Origin of the sequence: Hallella faecis, assembly GCF_018789675.1 — a bacterium.
Classification (GTDB): Bacteria; Bacteroidota; Bacteroidia; order Bacteroidales; family Bacteroidaceae; genus Prevotella; species Prevotella faecis.
The window spans coordinates 43,745-60,841 of the sequence record NZ_JAHKBE010000009.1; the positions used below are offsets into that span (position 1 = coordinate 43,745).

The following is a 17,097-nucleotide window of genomic DNA, read 5'->3' on the forward strand; positions in this document are numbered from 1 at the left end:
AGATCCTAACCATTCGCCTGTTTCGGTCTAATGACCGATTGGGGTTTAACCCAAACCGGTCAACGGATAGCAGAGACGGTCCGCTCATATTGACATCAATAACACACTGATAACCTTCCCATTTCGGCCTAAGAACCGATTGGGGATAAAACCCAACACGGATGGAAACACAAACTACAAAAGAAAAGGAACTGCCGAACCACTACACGGCGTCGGACAACCGCTACGACGACTCAGCCGACCTGTATCGGCGATGCGGCCGGTCGGGCGTGCTGCTCCCCAAGGTGAGCCTCGGCTTTTGGCACAATTTCGGAGGCGTAGACAGCTACGACCGAGCACGCGCCATTGCCCGTTGCGCCTTCGACAACGGCATCACCCATTTTGATTTGGCCAACAACTATGGCCCTCCCTATGGCTCGGCAGAGCAGACGCTGGGCAAACTGATGGACGATGACTTCCGACCCTATCGCGACGAACTGTTCATTGCCACGAAGGCTGGCTATGACATGTGGCCCGGTCCCTACGGCAACTGGGGATCGCGCAAATATATCTTCGCCAGTCTGGAGCAGAGTTTGAAGCGCATGAGGCTCAACTATGTCGACCTCTTCTATAGTCACCGCTACGACCCCAACACGCCGCTGGAGGAGACGTTACAGGCATTGGTCGACATCGTCAGGCAGGGCAAGGCGCTCTATATCGGCATATCGCGCTGGCCGCTTGAGGCGCTTCGCGTGGCCCACGATTACCTAAAGGCCCACGATGTGCCCATGCTCATCTATCAAGGCCGCATCAACCTGCTCGACCGTGAGCCCATCAACGAGGGCATACTCGACTATTGCCAACGTCAAGGCATCGGCTTCATCAGCTTCTCGCCCCTGGCACAGGGATTGCTCACCGACCGTTACCTGCACGGGGTGCCCGACGATTCGCGCATGGCACGCAATCATTTCCTGAAGAAAGAACGGCTCACGCCCGAACTGCTCAACTACCTGCAGCGGCTCAACGCCACGGCAACGGAGCGCGGAGAGAGTTTGGCCGAGATGGCGCTGTCGTGGGTGCTGCATCAGCAAGGCATCACCAGCGTGTTGGTGGGGGCCAGCAGTTCCGAACAGTTACAAAAGAACCTACGAAGCGTTCACGCCCAACCATTCGACGAGAACATAGAGGCGATAGTGTAGAAAGCCTTCCAAGAGGCGACCTTTCTAACACAAAGACAAAGCGTAAACGCCCCTATCGCCTTCCTCCACGGCAAGGGGCATGAGTGTAATCGTCCTGAAAAAGAATAGTGTCGGGTAAAAATGGAAGGGTGGAGATTTTTTATGCGAACAAGAAACCGGTTGTGCTATTGACCAACGACTTTGACTTCACGGTTGAGGACATTGCTGAAATTTACCGCTTAAGATGGGCTATCGAGTCGTTATACAAACAACTTAAACAGAACTTCACGCTTCATTTCTTCTATGGGGACAGCGTCAACGCCATATAAATACAGACATGTGTTGTTCTGATAGCCAATCTGCTGATAACGGTTCTGTCGAGAAGCATCAAGAGGCATTGTGCATTCTCGCAAGTTGTTACCATGATACGGCTTATGCTTATGTGCTACGTCGATTTTATCGCATTTATGGAAAATCCCGAAAAACTTGGAATGATTTCCTTGCAAAGGAGATGCAAAAAGCACCGCCAGAACCAAGTCTTTTCGATTAGGGGGCTTACTTTTGAAAAATATACCCCGAAGTCCTATTTTACGGGACTTCGAGGAGGCTATTTATGCTCTTTGGAATTTTACCGGACCGCAATACTAAATAATATAGCTTTAACCCATCGAAGCCTATTATCTCACAACTACCATTCTTCCCATTACGGAAGAATGGGGAACGCAGTAGGTCATTCTGTGAGGAAAGCTTTGGCGAACTCCCAGATCACGATGCCTGCCGTAGTGCTCACGTTCAGGCTGTGCTTGGTGCCAAACTGGGGTATTTCCAAGCATCCGTCGCTCATGTCGACAACGGTTTGCTTCACGCCTTTCACCTCGTTTCCCAAGATGATGGCGTAGCCTTCGTGAGCATGGGCATCGTCGGTGCTCATCTGGCTGAGCATCGATTGTATGTTCTGCAACTTGGTGGAGTGCTCCACCTGCTCCACGCTCCACACAAAGAAGCCCTTGTCATGGAGCTCACGCACCGCGTCCTCGGTGTTCTCGAAGTAACGCCAGTCGACGCTGTCCTCGCCTCCAAGCGCCGTCTTGTGTATCTCCGCGTTGGGCGGGCAGGCCGTGATGCCGCAAAGGTAGACGCCCTCAACGCGGAAAGCGTCGCCGCAACGGAACACACTGCCTACGTTATAGAGCGACCTGACATCATCGAGCACCACGATGAGCGGCAGCTTGTGGGCTTCCTTGAACTGCTCCACCGACAGGCGGTGCATCTCTATGGTTCTGAGTTTGCGCATAACTAATGGGGTTGGTGGATGGCCTATGGCAGCCACGGGTTATTGTTTCACGCTGTATGCCAACGCGTAAGCCTTGATTTGCTTGATCATGGCAAGCAAACCGTTGGAGCGGGTGGGGGAAAGATGCTCTCGCAAACCAATGCGGTCGATGAAATAAAGGTCGGCGTCGAGAATGTCCTTAGGTGTCTGTCCGCTGAGCACTCGTACCAACAGGGCGATGATTCCCTTCACGATGAGGGCATCGCTGTCGGCCGTAAACACCAACTTTCCGTCAACATCGTCGCACTGTAGCCACACACGGCTCTGGCAACCGTCGATGAGGTTCTGCTCGGTTTTATACTTCTCGTCGAGCGGTTCGAGATCATTGCCCAGGTCGATGAGCATCTGGTATTTGTCCATCCAGTCGTCGAAGTCGCTAAACTCCTCAATGACTGCGTCTTGTAATTCGTTGATTGTTTGTGCCATAATACTTGAATCCTTATATGTTTATAAGCCTAAGCTGCTATTTCAAACGCCTGTTGCCACACGGTTAGGCGTCGGTATCGATGCGGAAAACCTTGTCGTTGGGACGCACCTTGTCGGGAACGGGCACGCTGACGAGCGTGTGTTGCGGAGCCTCGGGTATCACCCCGTTGTCGCCGTGAATCTCCGTGGCATGAAGATACATGGCTCCAGTGGTGTTGCCCGTGATGAGAAGCTTGTCGCCTTGCTTGAAGGTCGACGCCTGAACGGCAATCTCTCCCACGCCGAGACGGCTGAAATACTTGGTCACCTTGCCCACGAGCACCTTGCGCTCTGTGGCCAACGAGCCATAGCTGTCGTTCCATTCGCCCATCGTCTGGCCCTGGTAATAACCATCCCAAAAGCCGCGGTTGAACACGGTAGCCAGCCTTTCGTCCCACGCATCCTTACGTTCCTCAGTGAAAGAGCCGTCGAGCACGGCACGGATGGCCTCCTTATAACACGACACCACGGTGTAAACATACTCGGGGCCACGTGCACGGCCCTCAATCTTAAACACCCTCACACCAGCGTCCATCATCTTATCGATGAAGCGAATGGTCTTCAGGTCCTTGGGGCTCATCACGTATTTGTTGTCGATCTCAAGCTGATGGCCCGTCTCATTGTCGGTCACGGTGTAGCTGCGGCGGCACACCTGCACACACTGTCCGCGGTTGGCGGAGCGGTTGGCGGCGTCGAGGCTCATGTAACACTTGCCCGACACGGCCATGCAAAGGGCTCCATGGCAGAACATCTCGATCCGAATGGGGTCGCCATTGGGGCCTACGATATGCTGGGCCTCTATCTGTTCGTGGATATGTTTCACCTGGGGCATTGTAAGCTCTCGGGCCAACACGCTAACGTCGGCAAACTGGGCGTAGAACTTCAGGGCCTCCACGTTAGAGATGTTGAGTTGGGTAGACAGATGCACCTCCACGCCCACCTGACGGCAGTAGGCCATAACGGCCACGTCGGAAGCGATGACAGCACTGACGCCCGCTATGCGAGCGGCATCAATGATCTGTCGCATGGTATCGAGGTCGTTATCGTAAATGATGGTGTTGACCGTCAGATAAGTCTTCATGTTGTGCTCCTGGCAGATGGCAACAATGTCGTGCAAATCATCGAGCGTGAAGTGATTGGCGCTGTGCGACCGCATGTTGAGTTGCCCCACACCGAAGTATACCGAGTCGGCACCTGCCTGAATGGCGGCCGCCAAACTCTCGCGCGACCCCACAGGGGCCATGATCTCAAAGTCTTCTATTCGTGCGTTCATGCTGCAAAGGTACTAAGTTTTTCTTACATAGCGTTTCTTCCACCCCCAGGATAATGAAAATAAGTTTATGCTTCTGCCCGCATGGTTCTTCTCTTTTCTTAGTAACTTTGCAGCGATATGAAGAAAATGTGGACCTGGCTGCTCATCATCGGCCTGATGACAGCCTGCTGCCGACCGGCGCCCAAGACGTCCGAGGCGACCCCAAACGAGTTTACCGACGAGGTGGTGCTCAAGACCACGCCCGTTCGCAACCAAGGGCACAGCGACCTCTGCTGGGCCTATGCCATGCTGACCACCATCGAAACCGACCGCCTGATGGTGGGCGACTCCATAACGCTCTCCACCGATTATGTGGCGCGATGCCTGTTGCAGGAAGAGGCGCGACGTTATTTCCTGTCGAAAGGAGGCACGAACATTTCGCTGCGGGGCATGTCGTCGACCCTGCTCAACTTGCTGGAGCGATCGGGAGCGCTGCCCTTCGACTCCTATTATCAGAACCAAGGAACCGACATTTACAACAGCGGCGTCAACTATAACGTGCTCTGTCGGAAGGTGAAAGATGTGGCGCGAGCCTCCGCTTCGCTCTCCATGATCGACCAACACGTTACCGACCTGCTCGACCGCGAGGTGGGTTGCCTGCCGCGCATCATAGCTCTCTATGGCGCAACCTACACCCCACACGAGTTCGCCCATAGTCTCTGCCTTCCCGGCGACTACGTGGCAATGACGAGTTTCACCCACCATCCGTTCGGCAGCAAGTTTGCCTTGGAGACACCCGACAATCGTTTTGGCGACACCTTTCTCAACCTTCCCATCGACACACTCATGAAACGCATTGTGCAATCGCTTCAATCGGGCCATGCCGTATGCTGGGAAGGCGACACGAGCGAGGCGGGATTCCGCTTCGCCGAGGGCCGAGCCACCATGCCCGAAGGCACAAAGGCCACCCAAGAAGAGCGCCAACGACTCTTCGACCGACGCCAAACCACCGACGACCACTGCATGGAACTGTGTGGATTGGCGCGCGACCGGAAGGGCCAACGCTTCTTCATCGCCAAGAACTCCTGGGGCAAAGGCAATCGCTACAAGGGCTTCATGTATCTCAGCGACGACTATGTCCGACTGAAAACCATCGCCGTTTACATGCGTATGCCTATCGAACCCCCCAACCAGTAAACCCAAAATAGGTTATGGGATTTAGGTTGACCGCTCGTCAATCGTGAGATAATTTATGGTGGAATACTTCCGTAATCAAATAAAAAGCACTATTTTTGCACCACATTCGGCGGCATACCCAGGCTAAGCGCCACACAAACCGCCACACCATGAGGCAAGGGGCGACCAACCGGACGCACCCGCCCAACAACCAACTAAACAGACAACAAAACAATATGGGAAAGATTATTTTGACAGGCGACCGCCCCACCGGCAAGCTCCACCTGGGCCATTACGTTGGCAGCTTGCGTCGCCGTGTGCAGTTACAGAACGAGGGCAACTACGACCGCATGTTCGTTTTCATGGCCGATGTGCAGGCATTGACCGACAACGCCAGCAATCCAGAGAAGATTCGACAGAACATCATTGAGGTGGCACTCGACTATCTCTCGGCCGGTCTCGACCCCTCCAAATGCACACTCTACATACAAAGCCACATCCCCGAGCTGGCAGAGCTCACCACTTACCTGATGAACATCGTCAGCGTGGCGCGTGTTCAGCGCAACCCCACGGTGAAGACCGAGGTGAAGATGCGTGGCTTCGAGAGCAACTCAGTGCCACTCGGCTTCTTCTGCTACCCCGTGTCGCAGGCCGCCGACATCGCCGCCTTCAAGGCCACCACGGTTCCCGCCGGCGAAGACCAGGAGCCCATGATTGAGCTGACGCGCGAACTGGTGAACCGCTTCAACCAGACTTACGCTCCCGTGCTTGTGGAACCCGAAATCCTTCTGCCTGAGAACGCTACGGCCCGACGCCTTCCTGGCACCGACGGCAAGGAGAAAATGTCGAAGAGCCTCGGCAACTGCATCTACCTTTCCGACGACGCCGACACGGTGTGGAGCAAGGTGAAGAGCATGTACACCGACCCCACCCACATCAATGTGTCCGACCCCGGACACGTGGAGGGCAACGCCGTGTTCACCTATCTCGACGCCTTCTCAACCGATCAGGACTTCGCCGACTTCTGGCCTGAGTTCCAGAACCTCGACGAGCTGAAGGCTGCTTACACCCATGGCGGCATCGGCGACATGAAGTGCAAGAAGCTCCTCAACAACGTCATCAACCGCATGCTCGACCCCATACGTCAGCGTCGCGCCGAGTATGAGAAGGACATCCCCGAGATTTTCAACATCCTCAAGCAAGGATCGGAAAGCGCTCGCGAGACGGCCGCACAGACCATGGACGACGTCAGACGCGCCATGCGCATCGATTATTTCGATGACGCTGAGCTCATTCGCCAGCAAAGCGAGAAGTTCAAGCGCTAAACAAGGCTAATATCGCCATCAAATATGATGATAATGCCCCCTCCTTGCTTGTCAAGGGGAGGGCGTTTTTTATGCCCATACCCATCCGTCGTGAGGCCATAAGGCATGGGCCGATAGCCCATCACACTTGACTCGACGCTCCTCAAAGGGCCTTCTGACAGAAGAATAAGCCTTACGAAGCAAATGATGGCATGTGATAAAACGCAAGAGCGAACACCATAAAACGCATGAAGAAACGTTATGAAGCCCATGAGAGAATGCAATAAGACGCATGAGAAAATGCCAAAAGTAGCTGAGGAAACATCAAAAAGCAGATGGGGAAACACCATAAAACGACAAACCCCAGTCTCTTCAAACAGAGACAGGGGTTTGTCATTCCTGAAATCAATCTACTAATTACCTAAAAAGTTACTAACAACCTAATGAAATAACCTAAAAACTTTAATCTAAAAACCTAAAAACTAAAAACCTATATGAAACAATCTACTAACCTTAAACCTATTGAATCGAATGTCTAGGAATTCACTTCTCTCGAGGTTACTTATTTCCTTTTGACGATGCAAAGGTAGCATGAAAGTAAGAATTCTGCAATACCTAAGGCATGGAAAATCGCATTTTTGGGCTCATTCTTGACCTAAATCAACATTTTGTGTGCGCACACAACACATTTTAAGACTTGTTTTACATTCATTAAGCACCCAAGCGGCAGTTGGCCTACTATCACAAGGCACCAAAGCAAGAGAGACCAGCGATTACAATCACCGATTACCTATATAATAAGGAGCAATCCAAGGGCTCAAAAGCACGTATCCACCGAGGATGGGAACGGCCTGTGGGCAAATAAAGAAAGCATAGGTCCGAGAGAGACGGTCCATCGTATAGCAAATGGATAGACAACGCAAGCCATCAACATAGCGTAGGTTGGCCATCTAAGCGAATAACCTTGGGTCCCCAAACAGCATTGCCCTTCCTTGCGCAATGACGACCCATAAGGTAAAAACAGCATAGGCCATCCTTTTTTGTGGGATGGCCTATGCGGGTATGAAAGGGGGATGGCTTATTTCAGATACTCAGCGAAATCGGTCAGGCGCATGTCGCCCTTGCGCATGAAGGTGTCGTGGAAGGCCAGCGCAGCGGTCATGCTCTGGGGCTCGTGGCCCATGGGGGCGATGTGAGCCAAGTAGTCGCGCAGCAGCGGGCGGTACTCAGGATGAGCGCAGTTCTCTATGACCTCATGTGCACGGCGAACAGGCCCCTTGCCTCGCAAGTCGGCCACACCCTGCTCGGTGACGATCACATCCACGTCGTGCTCGGTGCTGTCCACGTGGCAACACATGGGCACGATGCACGAGATCTTGCCGCCCTTGGATACCGACGGTGTAGTGAACACGCTGATATAGCCATTGCGCTCATAGTCGCATGAGCCACCAATGCCGTTCATCAGGGCCGATCCGCAGATGTGGCTCGAGTTCTCATTGCCATAGATATCACACTCCACAGCGGTGTTGATGGCGATGACGCCCAATCGGCGAATCACCTCAGGCGAGTTGGCCACCTCGCTCTGACGAATGGTGAGGTGCTTCGAGAAGTAGTCCATGTTGGCGTAAACCTCCTGCAAACACTCGTTGGTGACGGTCATGGCCGTAGCCGAGGCGTCCATCACCTTGCCCTCAAGCATCCAGCGGATGGCCGCATCCTGCACCACCTCACTGTAAACGTTGAAGCGTGGAATGCGCGGATTGGATCCCAATGCGGCCAGCACGGCGTTGCCCGTGGCACCCACACCACTCTGTATGGGCAGGAATTGCTTCGGGATACGGCCCGCCTTCATGTCGTCGACGAGGAAGTTGGCCAAGTGGTTTCCGATGGCCGAGGTAAACTCATCCACCTCCTTGAAGGCGCGCGCCTCCTCGGGTATGTTGCTCTCTATGACGCCCACAATCTTCTTGGGGTCGATGCTGATGTAGTTTTCGCCAATGCGGTCGTAGGGCTTGATGACCATCATCGGTCCGCGTCCCGATCCGTTGTCGCCTGGCTCCCACGTATCGTGTAGGAATTTTGAGTTGGGATTGTGGAACGTGTTGTGCTCCAGTATGACGCGTTTGGCAAGCCTCGCAGCGGTAGCGGCGATTCCTCCTGCCGACGTGAGGTAGGCACGGCACTCCGACTCGCCCTCCACAATGTCCGACACCTCGATGACCGCCCAGTCGAACTCTCCATAGAAGCCATGTCGCATGCGCTCGGCCATGTGTCCCAGGTGCATGTCCTCATAGTCGATCTCACCCAGGTTGGTGTGTGTGCGGAAGTCCTTGTTGGTAGAGAACGGTGCGCGGAAGAGCAACGCATGCGCATTGGCCATGTCGCCTTCCACACTCTGGCACGACGAAGCGCCCGTGTAGATGCCTACTGCAAAAGGTTTTCCGGCCTCGTGTTCCTTCACGGCGCGCTTACTCAGTTCACGGAAGATGGCCTTTGGATTGCCGTTGGGCGTAAAGCCGCCAAGGGCCATCTTGTCGCGGTCATTGATCATGGCCGCAGCCTCGGCTGCTGTGATTCGGGGGTATCTCATAATAAAGGTAATGGGGAATTTGCTGATTGTATAGCTGATTGTTCTGTTAATTTGATGGGGTTAATATTTTCTCGCACCTTGGCAATGGCCGTCATGTGGTGACAGGCTCGATGCCCTGCGCCCTGTCGCGCACGATGTCCGCCATGTTATCGGCCGCCCAGTTGATGAGCGAGTCGATCAATGGGATGAGCGTCAATGCCCTTTCGGTGAGCGAATACTCCACTCGCGGAGGCACCTCCGCAAACACCTTCCGGCAGATGAGCCCGTCGGTTTCGAGAGTGCGCAGGGTAGTGGTCAGCACCTTCTGCGATATGTCGGGGATGGCACGGCGCAGTTGGTTGAAACGCATGGGCGACATGCCGTTGCGGTCCAGCGTATAGAGCACGAGCAACGACCACTTTCCGCTGATGCGAGCCAGCACGTTGCGGATGGGGCAATCCGTAAAGACGGTTTCCTTAATGACCTTGGGCATGGGTTAACCAATGTTTTTCATTATTAGGCTACAAAAGTAACCTTTGGCAATGGAAGACAAAAGTCAAATGCGTTAATAATAGTTAAACCTCCAAAACTTAACCTATTGTTGCTCAACAATGGTTACGCAGAGGTAACCATGTTACGCCAAAGTGCCTTCTTGTGGGAGCATCCGAATTGGCTTAACTTTGCCATCGCAAACCAACAAAAACAGAACAACATGAAAGAAGCAAAGATTATCAAGTCGCTGACCAACGCCACGGCAGCAACGTTTGGCCCCATGAGCGAACTCAACCAGTATGAATTGCAACTCGGTCCGGAGGTGAAGATCCCCGGAAAGGTGTTTGGCGGCGCGCTGCTGGACGCCACCGGAGGCGACTTCTCCTTCCAATCGTTCGCCCCAGGCAGCGAGACAGGCTTTCTCCACACCCACAAGACGCACGAGGAGCTCTATTTCTTCCTCAGCGGAACGGGCGAGTTTCAGGTCGACGGCGAGGTGTTCGCGGTAGGCGAGGGTAGTGTGGTGCGCGTGGCGCCCGCTGGCAAGCGCTCGGTTCGCAACAACGGAACGGAGCCGCTCGTCATGCTCTGCGTGCAATATCGCGGTGCCACATTCACCGCCGACGACGCCACCGACGGGGTCATTCTCGGCGAGAAGGTGGTGTGGTAAGCCTCATGTCACCACCTCTTTTAATGCTTTTTCCCTACAAAAGGGTGTCGAAAGGTTCTGTTTCTCAAGATTATTAGCTACCTTTGCAACAACCAACACAGTAGCAAAACATTAGCAAGCATGAAACAGAATCTTTTGATTTACAATACGCTGACACGCTCGAAAGAGCTGTTCAAGCCTCTCCACGCCCCCCATGTGGGCATGTACGTTTGCGGTCCCACGGTTTACGGCGACCCGCATCTGGGCCACGCGCGCCCGGCCATCACCTTCGACGTGCTCTTCCGTTACCTCAAACACCTGGGCTACAAGGTGCGTTACGTGCGCAACATCACCGACGTAGGCCACTTGGAGCACGACGCCGACGAGGGCGACGACAAGATTGAGAAGAAGGCACGCCTCGAGCAGCTCGAGCCCATGGAGATCGCGCAATACTACACCAACCGCTATCACAAGGCCATGGAGATGCTCAACGTGCTGCCGCCAAGCATCGAGCCGCACGCCACCGGCCACATCATCGAGCAGGAGCAGCTCGTGCAAGAGATTCTCGACAACGGCTATGCCTACATATCAAACGGCTCGGTTTACTTCGACGTTGAGAAGTACGACCGCGACCACCACTACGGCATTCTCTCAGGCCGCAACCTCAAGGACATCATCAACAAGAGCCGCGAGCTGGCCGGCACGTCGGAGAAGCACAACCAAGCCGACTTCGCCCTTTGGAAGAAGGCGCAGCCCGAGCACATCATGCGATGGCCCTCGCCATGGAGCGACGGCTTCCCCGGATGGCACTGTGAGTGCACCGCCATGGGCCGCAAGTACCTGGGCGCCCACTTCGACATCCACGGAGGTGGCATGGACCTGGTTTTCCCCCACCACGAATGTGAGATTGCGCAGGCCGTGGCATCGCAGGGCGACCAGATGGTTCACTACTGGATGCACAACAACATGATCACCATCAACGGCCAAAAGATGGGCAAGTCGCTCGGCAACTTTATCACACTCGAGCAGTTCTTCAAGGGTGAGCACGACAGCCTGGAGCAGGCTTATTCGCCCATGACCATCCGTTTCTTCATCCTCTCGGCCCATTACCGTGGCACGGTCGACTTCTCCAACGACGCCCTGAAGGCCGCCCAGAAGGGTTACGACCGCCTGATGAACGGCATTGCCGACCTCGGTCGCGTGCAGGTGGCCAAGGGATCGTCACCCGATACGCAAAAGGTGGTGCGCGCCCTGCGCCAGCGTTGCTACGACGCCATGAACGACGACTTGCAGACGCCGCTCGTCATCAGCGCGCTCTTCGAGGCTTGCCACCTGGTGAACCAGCTCGTCGACCACAAGCTCAAGATCTCTGCCGACGACCTGCAGGAGCTCACCGACACCATGAGTCTGTTCACCTTCGACGTGCTCGGACTGCAGAACAACCGCGGAGCCAACAACGAAGCCCGCGAGAAGGCCTACGGAACGATTGTCGACATGGTGCTCGAGATGCGCCAAAAGGCCAAGGAGGCCAAGGATTGGGCCACCTCCGACCAGATTCGCAACACGCTCACCGAAGCCGGATTCGAGGTCAACGACACCAAGGATGGCGTGACCTGGAAGCTCTCATAGCCCCTTACTCGAGCTCATCGAGAACGCTTCCGAACACACAAAGGACACACATGAACATAAAAGTTATCCTTACAGCCATTGCGCTTGCAACCTTTACGGAGTTGCAAGCGCAATCTTTTTTAACCCACAGAAGGTGAACGGCAGCGGCAACGAGGCCATCGACCACACAACCATCGACACACCCAGCGGTAGCGAGCTCTACAACCTGCAAGGCCAAAGGCTCACCACACCGCCCGCCCACGGCGTGTATATCCTCAACGGGCGCAAGGTGGTGAAGTAGGCCAAGAGAGTTGCGACGGGTTCCATTCGTCCAGTTTTTTGGTTAAAAAGTTGTGTTGGAATTTTGCGCGAGATAGACAACGAAAATGCCATTTTTGCGCCATCGTAGCGCCAAAAATGAGAGATGCGCGTACCGTTAGGCATGTATCGGGTTGCGAAAGACGCCAAACCGAGCCACCGTTGGGAAGGTATCGCCTTACGATCGGGCATGTTTCGCAATGCGAAACATGCCCAACGGCAATGCGTGAGGTCAAACTCTGAGTGCAGAATTACCAAAAATCATCGCAACCATTTGAACAATAACATGTTACGTAAACACACCGAGAATTGCGTATTTCGGCCAAATAGTTCCGTGAAAGAAAAGAAATGTGTAGTTTTCACTATAGATTGTTGGCATAATTCACGTTCGTCCAACATTGGGCACAACGCTTCAACCTGATGCCTTCGCAGGCTTCTCCTACCCAGATTTCTCTCAGATTCATCCACATTGGAGTGATGAAGGATGCTTGTAAGTATTTACACTCAGAAGCGGTGAAGCCATCTGAAGCCAAAAACTGTTAGAAGTGAACAGAAGTTCAAATCATCTCTAAATGTCAGGTAAGTCCATTTTATTAACATTTACAATATCTAATAATTAAATAAAATGTTTATCTTTGCCCTCAAACTATATATAATGAAGCTGATCCTGATGGGGGATATATGCGAGTAAAATAACAAAAATCCTTTGGATATGTTAAATCGTTTTCTTTTAAAGGCTATTTGGGTGGCAAATGTCTGCTTAATGCCGATAATCGCTATTGCCCAGAGCGACTATGTTTTTCCTGATTTAGGCATGGAAAATCAAGTTCGCATATACAATCGCACTTGCCACCTTCAAATACACAAATGGCTTAAGCAAAATCATTTCAAAGACAGTGTTACTGTTAAGGAAATGAAAGAAGCCTTCTATCAGAACTACAAGTATGCCACAAGCAATAATCCTTATGCGGGATTCGATTCATTGACGGCCCCTTTTATTGGAGGAAACAATTATCCGGCAGTTATCATAACGGAAGTGATGAAATCATGTCCTGAAAAAAGATTAAGACCATTTAGGGGAATTTGGAGAAACACAAATCTACTATTACAAAGTCTAACAGATACAAAGGGACAGGAATGCCCAAAACACATTGCCCAAATAGCCAAACGTTGGCAACATTTGTCTGATTGGTACCATGGCGATGTCGTATGGCTTTTTTCGCCCAAGAATTACATGGGGTTCATTGTCTCCGGCCATCCTGCCGTTTCAAGTTTCTACGATGGCACACAGGTAGCATACAATTATTACTCTGGCCCCACAAACTTCTTCCAATGTTTCAACCAACGCGTTCTCGATGGCGACTGGCATGCAACAAGTGATATCAGCACATTCGCATTGAGCAACTTTCTTAATCTTGCAGTAGATATCAGAAACATCGAATGTCAGTTCTCTGTTCTTCTACACGAAAAGGCAAGGGGGGAATATACATTGGAGTTGTTGCTGCCACAAGAACCTGACCAGAACGTACGCATTGCATTTTCTGAAATGCGCTTTGAAATTGAACATTTGCCAACAGATTTTTTTCTACCTTATTACACAGCCGACTTCCGCACCATGATGGGACGGTATTATCTGGTTACGGTTAATAATAACGGATGGATAATAAAAGATTACATGGACATTCCCTAACAAGAAGTAGCCAAGAGATAGTGCCATTCGGATCATCGAAACCCGCTTAACCCCAAGAGCTCCCCACCTTCTCTCTTCGGAAGATGGGGAGCTCTTTATCAATGTTGAAACATGGTAACGCTTACCGTCGTTTCCACGGGCACAATGCCCCACACGCTACTTCACAACATATTTCTTTCCGTTCTGCACATATACGCCGGGGCGCAGACCGCTGAGCGACAATCCCACACACTGGCCTTGGAGGTTATAGACCTTCGGGTCGGCGGTGGCGCGACGGTTGGCGATGGGCGCCACGATGCCCGTGGGGGTGAAGTTGTGCTCGCGGTTGGCGGCCATGTTCAAGGCACGCACATCGGTGCGCGTCAGCACACGGTTGAATACCAACAGGTCGTCGAACGACGCCTCGGCCGATCCCCAGAACGATCCGTAACCCAAGTACATATTGGAGCAAGAGGCCACAAAGTCGACCAGTTCGTTATAGTCGAACTGTGCCTTGGTGGTGATGCTGGTGCCGTTTTGCGAGCCCGCCACGGCACTGATGTTCTTTTGCGAACCATCAACATAGAGCTTCACACCGTCGGTGCGCGACACGGTCATGGTGACAAACGCCCACTTGCCGGCATTGAGATAGCCCGTCGTAACGGTCGATGGATGGTTGAGGTCGATCCAGTTGCCCGTATTGTTGTTGTAGCCCACATAGGCGTTGCCCGTCATGTAGAGGCGCGCCTGCGATAGGGGATTGAAGAAACTGAACAGGCAGTCCCACAGGTTCTCGTCGGTGAGCTGGGCCCAATACGACACGGTGAAGCCATCGGTGAGCGTGGCACCGTTGAGCGGGTTGTCCATCTGCACATAGCTGGCGCGTCCGCTGGCGCCAAACTGGGTGTGGACAAACTGTCCGCTGCGCTCGTGGTCGGCCTGCAGCGAGGGCACGGAGGCCCCCGACTGGCCCTTCAGGAGAGCCACCTGGGCCGAATCGAAGGCGTTGACGATCGGACGGTTGTCGAAGTTGTAATAAGCCACGGTGCCGCTCTCTATGTCGGCCTGGTCCGGAATGGTGGTCTTGCGCACGTTCACCGAGAAGGTGTCGACACACTGCCAGTCGCCCGAGGTGAGCGTCATCACGAGGTCGACAGGCATGTTGTCGGCCGTCATGGCCTCGGGGTTGTAGCGTCCATCGTCGCTGAGGATCGTTGGGTTCGACGATTTCCACGCGACGCTCACATTGTCGTAGCCTTGGGTAACGCCATAGAGGTTCACGTTGCTGTTGACGGTCTTGCCTTGGCCCACAGGCATGGTGGCCGTGCGGAGCAGGTACGACAAGGCGTAGGCGTCCGCCATCTTATAGCCCCAAACGGTGGCCGCCGTGCCCACTCCGGTAAAGGCGATGGCCTTGATGGTATAGGGCTCCATGTGCTGCTCCACCACCACGGCCTGGTAGGTGTCGCCTCCAGCCTTGAGGGTCATATACGAGGTGCCTTCGGTGAGGCTCCAGGTGCCGGTGAGAGCGCCCGTCACCTTACCGTCCTCGGTGAGGGTCACGGCGATGGGTTTCACCGTCTCGCGGTTTATATAGTCCACTCCCTGCTTATGCACGAGCACCTGATAGGTTCCGGCCAACTCGTGGGCGCTGAAACGCTGGCGCGTGGCAATGCTGTCGTCGTTGACGGTCTCGCCCGTAAACTCGAAGGGGGCGGCGGCCAACCAGCCGTTGCTCGTGGTGAACAGTTGGTGAACACGCACCGTATGGCCTTTCGACCCGTCGTTGAAACGGGTGTGGTAAATGAGGAAACTGCGGCCTTGCGCATCGGTGATGGCCGAGTTGTGGCCCTGCGACAGCTCGCCTGGCGTGCTGAAGGAAGTCTTCTTTCCGGTGGTCATGAACCCCCAGTTCTCATAGCTGCCGAGAATCTTCTCGCCGCGGAAACTGCCGTTCGTGCCATAGTTCATGAGATAACGGTCGAAGAGGGCCGATGTGCCCTTGGGGTCGACATAGGGCCCGTCGGGGTTCTTCGAGCGAAACACCTCCATCTCGTAGCCACCATCGGAGGTCAGTCCACCATACGACATGAAGAGGTAATAGTAGTCGCCAATGTGCTGTATGTACGATCCCTCGCCCGAAGCGTAGTAGCCACCGGCTATCTTCTTGCCGAAATAGGGGTCGGAGGTGTAATTGGCGCCGCTTCCGGTAAGGGGGTAGGTGGCGTCGTAGTCGCGCAAGCCGGTCTTGGCGTCGAGCTTAAGCATGAATATTCCGCCCGACCAGGAGCCATACGACATCCACAGCTGGCCGTTCTCATCATAGAACACGCAAGGGTCGATGCAGTTGGGCCATGTATCGCCCCACTTGGCTTGCTTGTTGTAGCGGCTGGGCAACGAGGCCTGTGTGCCTACGACCTGCTCGAGGTCGGTGTTCTTATACGAGTTGGCGTTCTTGCCATTGAACCCACCAATGACCACCGGCCCTTGGTAAACATAGGGACCATTGATGTTGTCGGCGGTGAGCAGCACCACGCTCGAAGCCCAGCTGTCGCCGTTGATGCTGAGGTATTGGCACCATTTGTTCATCACCGGATTGTAGATGATATCGGGCGCCCAGAGGTTGCCGTCGACATTATAATCCTTGGAAGCCAGGGCCGACCAGGCCGCCGCATCGAAGTTGGGCAGGCTGATGGTACGGCCTGCGGCGGTGGTGAGGCTCGTTACCTGCGGATGTGCAAACGCCTCCTGATTGGTGGCTCCCGGCACGATGGCCCCACCAACGACCGTTCCCCAGGGTATGGCGGGCGCTATGTGGGTCCATTGGTAAAGGTCGGCCGTGCGGGCTTGCGCACGGTGCGAGCCAAAGATGTAATACTGCTGGCTCTGCGTGTCCCATACCACCGAGGGGTCATGAACCGAAACGCGCTTGGGCGCCTCTGTGGTGTAGAGGGTCATGGCTTCGGAGCGCGTCAGCGTGTGCTGAGCCTGCGAAGTGAGCGACAAAGCCGAAAGGAGTAGAAGGGTAGATAATTTCGACATATAGCTTAGTTTTTAAGATAGCTTGGTTGATGGTTGCAAAGGTAAGGCAAAATAACCAAATGG

Annotated in this window: 14 protein-coding genes; 8 read left to right on the plus strand and 6 right to left on the minus strand. The window is 53.9% G+C overall.

What is annotated here, in order from left to right; translation table 11 throughout:
• The first annotated feature begins 161 nt into the window (after nt 1-161).
• On the plus strand, nt 162-1,178 hold the full coding sequence (locus tag KM934_RS03815; RefSeq protein ID WP_215759297.1) for an aldo/keto reductase: 1,017 nt from the start codon (nt 162-164) through the stop codon (nt 1,176-1,178).
• 161 nt (nt 1,179-1,339) lie between these two features.
• Nucleotides 1,340-1,486 carry a transposase gene (locus tag KM934_RS03820; RefSeq protein WP_317192658.1) on the plus strand — a complete coding sequence of 49 codons (147 nt, stop codon included), beginning with the start codon at nt 1,340-1,342 and terminating at the stop codon, nt 1,484-1,486.
• A gap of 401 nt (nt 1,487-1,887) precedes the next feature.
• Here the strand turns inward: KM934_RS03820 and KM934_RS03825 are convergent, their stop codons facing one another.
• The 3 genes from KM934_RS03825 to KM934_RS03835 form a co-directional block, all read right to left on the minus strand.
• Nucleotides 1,888-2,451, minus strand: coding sequence for a TrmH family RNA methyltransferase (locus KM934_RS03825; RefSeq protein ID WP_215759299.1), 564 nt, complete (start codon nt 2,449-2,451; stop codon nt 1,888-1,890).
• A gap of 39 nt (nt 2,452-2,490) precedes the next feature.
• The gene (locus KM934_RS03830; RefSeq protein WP_215759300.1) at nt 2,491-2,916 is read right to left on the minus strand and encodes a SufE family protein; all 426 of its coding nucleotides are present in this window, start codon (nt 2,914-2,916) and stop codon (nt 2,491-2,493) included.
• Nucleotides 2,917-2,980: 64 nt separating this feature from the next.
• Nucleotides 2,981-4,228, minus strand: a complete 1,248-nt coding sequence (locus KM934_RS03835; RefSeq protein WP_215759301.1) for a peptidase U32 family protein — start codon at nt 4,226-4,228, stop codon at nt 2,981-2,983.
• Between the two features lie 117 nt (nt 4,229-4,345).
• Here KM934_RS03835 and KM934_RS03840 point away from each other — a divergent pair, with 117 nt between their 5' ends.
• Nucleotides 4,346-5,404, plus strand: a complete 1,059-nt coding sequence (locus KM934_RS03840; protein WP_215759302.1) for a C1 family peptidase — start codon at nt 4,346-4,348, stop codon at nt 5,402-5,404.
• A 215-nt stretch (nt 5,405-5,619) separates the two neighbouring features.
• Nucleotides 5,620-6,708 (plus strand): tryptophan--tRNA ligase, encoded by a 1,089-nt coding sequence (gene trpS / locus KM934_RS03845; protein ID WP_215759303.1) that lies wholly within the window; start codon nt 5,620-5,622, stop codon nt 6,706-6,708.
• Nucleotides 6,709-7,765: 1,057 nt separating this feature from the next.
• On the opposite strand, the gene KM934_RS03850 is transcribed toward trpS, so the two are convergent.
• Together KM934_RS03850 and KM934_RS03855 are read right to left on the minus strand one after the other, a co-directional pair.
• Nucleotides 7,766-9,277 carry an acetyl-CoA hydrolase/transferase C-terminal domain-containing protein gene (locus KM934_RS03850; protein WP_215759304.1) on the minus strand — a complete coding sequence of 504 codons (1,512 nt, stop codon included), beginning with the start codon at nt 9,275-9,277 and terminating at the stop codon, nt 7,766-7,768.
• A 91-nt stretch (nt 9,278-9,368) separates the two neighbouring features.
• On the minus strand, nt 9,369-9,749 hold the full coding sequence (locus tag KM934_RS03855; RefSeq protein ID WP_215759305.1) for a winged helix-turn-helix transcriptional regulator: 381 nt from the start codon (nt 9,747-9,749) through the stop codon (nt 9,369-9,371).
• 219 nt (nt 9,750-9,968) lie between these two features.
• On the opposite strand from KM934_RS03855, the gene KM934_RS03860 reads away from it, so the two are divergent.
• From KM934_RS03860 to KM934_RS03875, 4 genes are all read left to right on the plus strand, one after another.
• On the plus strand, nt 9,969-10,418 hold the full coding sequence (locus tag KM934_RS03860) for a cupin domain-containing protein (RefSeq protein ID WP_215759306.1): 450 nt from the start codon (nt 9,969-9,971) through the stop codon (nt 10,416-10,418).
• A 120-nt stretch (nt 10,419-10,538) separates the two neighbouring features.
• The gene (gene cysS / locus KM934_RS03865) at nt 10,539-12,026 is read left to right on the plus strand and encodes a cysteine--tRNA ligase (protein WP_215759307.1); all 1,488 of its coding nucleotides are present in this window, start codon (nt 10,539-10,541) and stop codon (nt 12,024-12,026) included.
• Nucleotides 12,027-12,159: 133 nt separating this feature from the next.
• On the plus strand, nt 12,160-12,306 hold the full coding sequence (locus KM934_RS03870; RefSeq protein WP_215759308.1) for a hypothetical protein: 147 nt from the start codon (nt 12,160-12,162) through the stop codon (nt 12,304-12,306).
• 729 nt (nt 12,307-13,035) lie between these two features.
• Nucleotides 13,036-14,013 (plus strand): DUF5030 domain-containing protein, encoded by a 978-nt coding sequence (locus tag KM934_RS03875; RefSeq protein WP_215759309.1) that lies wholly within the window; start codon nt 13,036-13,038, stop codon nt 14,011-14,013.
• A 156-nt stretch (nt 14,014-14,169) separates the two neighbouring features.
• On the opposite strand, the gene KM934_RS03880 is transcribed toward KM934_RS03875, so the two are convergent.
• The gene (locus KM934_RS03880) at nt 14,170-17,034 is read right to left on the minus strand and encodes a family 43 glycosylhydrolase (protein ID WP_215759310.1); all 2,865 of its coding nucleotides are present in this window, start codon (nt 17,032-17,034) and stop codon (nt 14,170-14,172) included.
• Between the last annotated feature and the right edge of the window lie 63 nt (nt 17,035-17,097).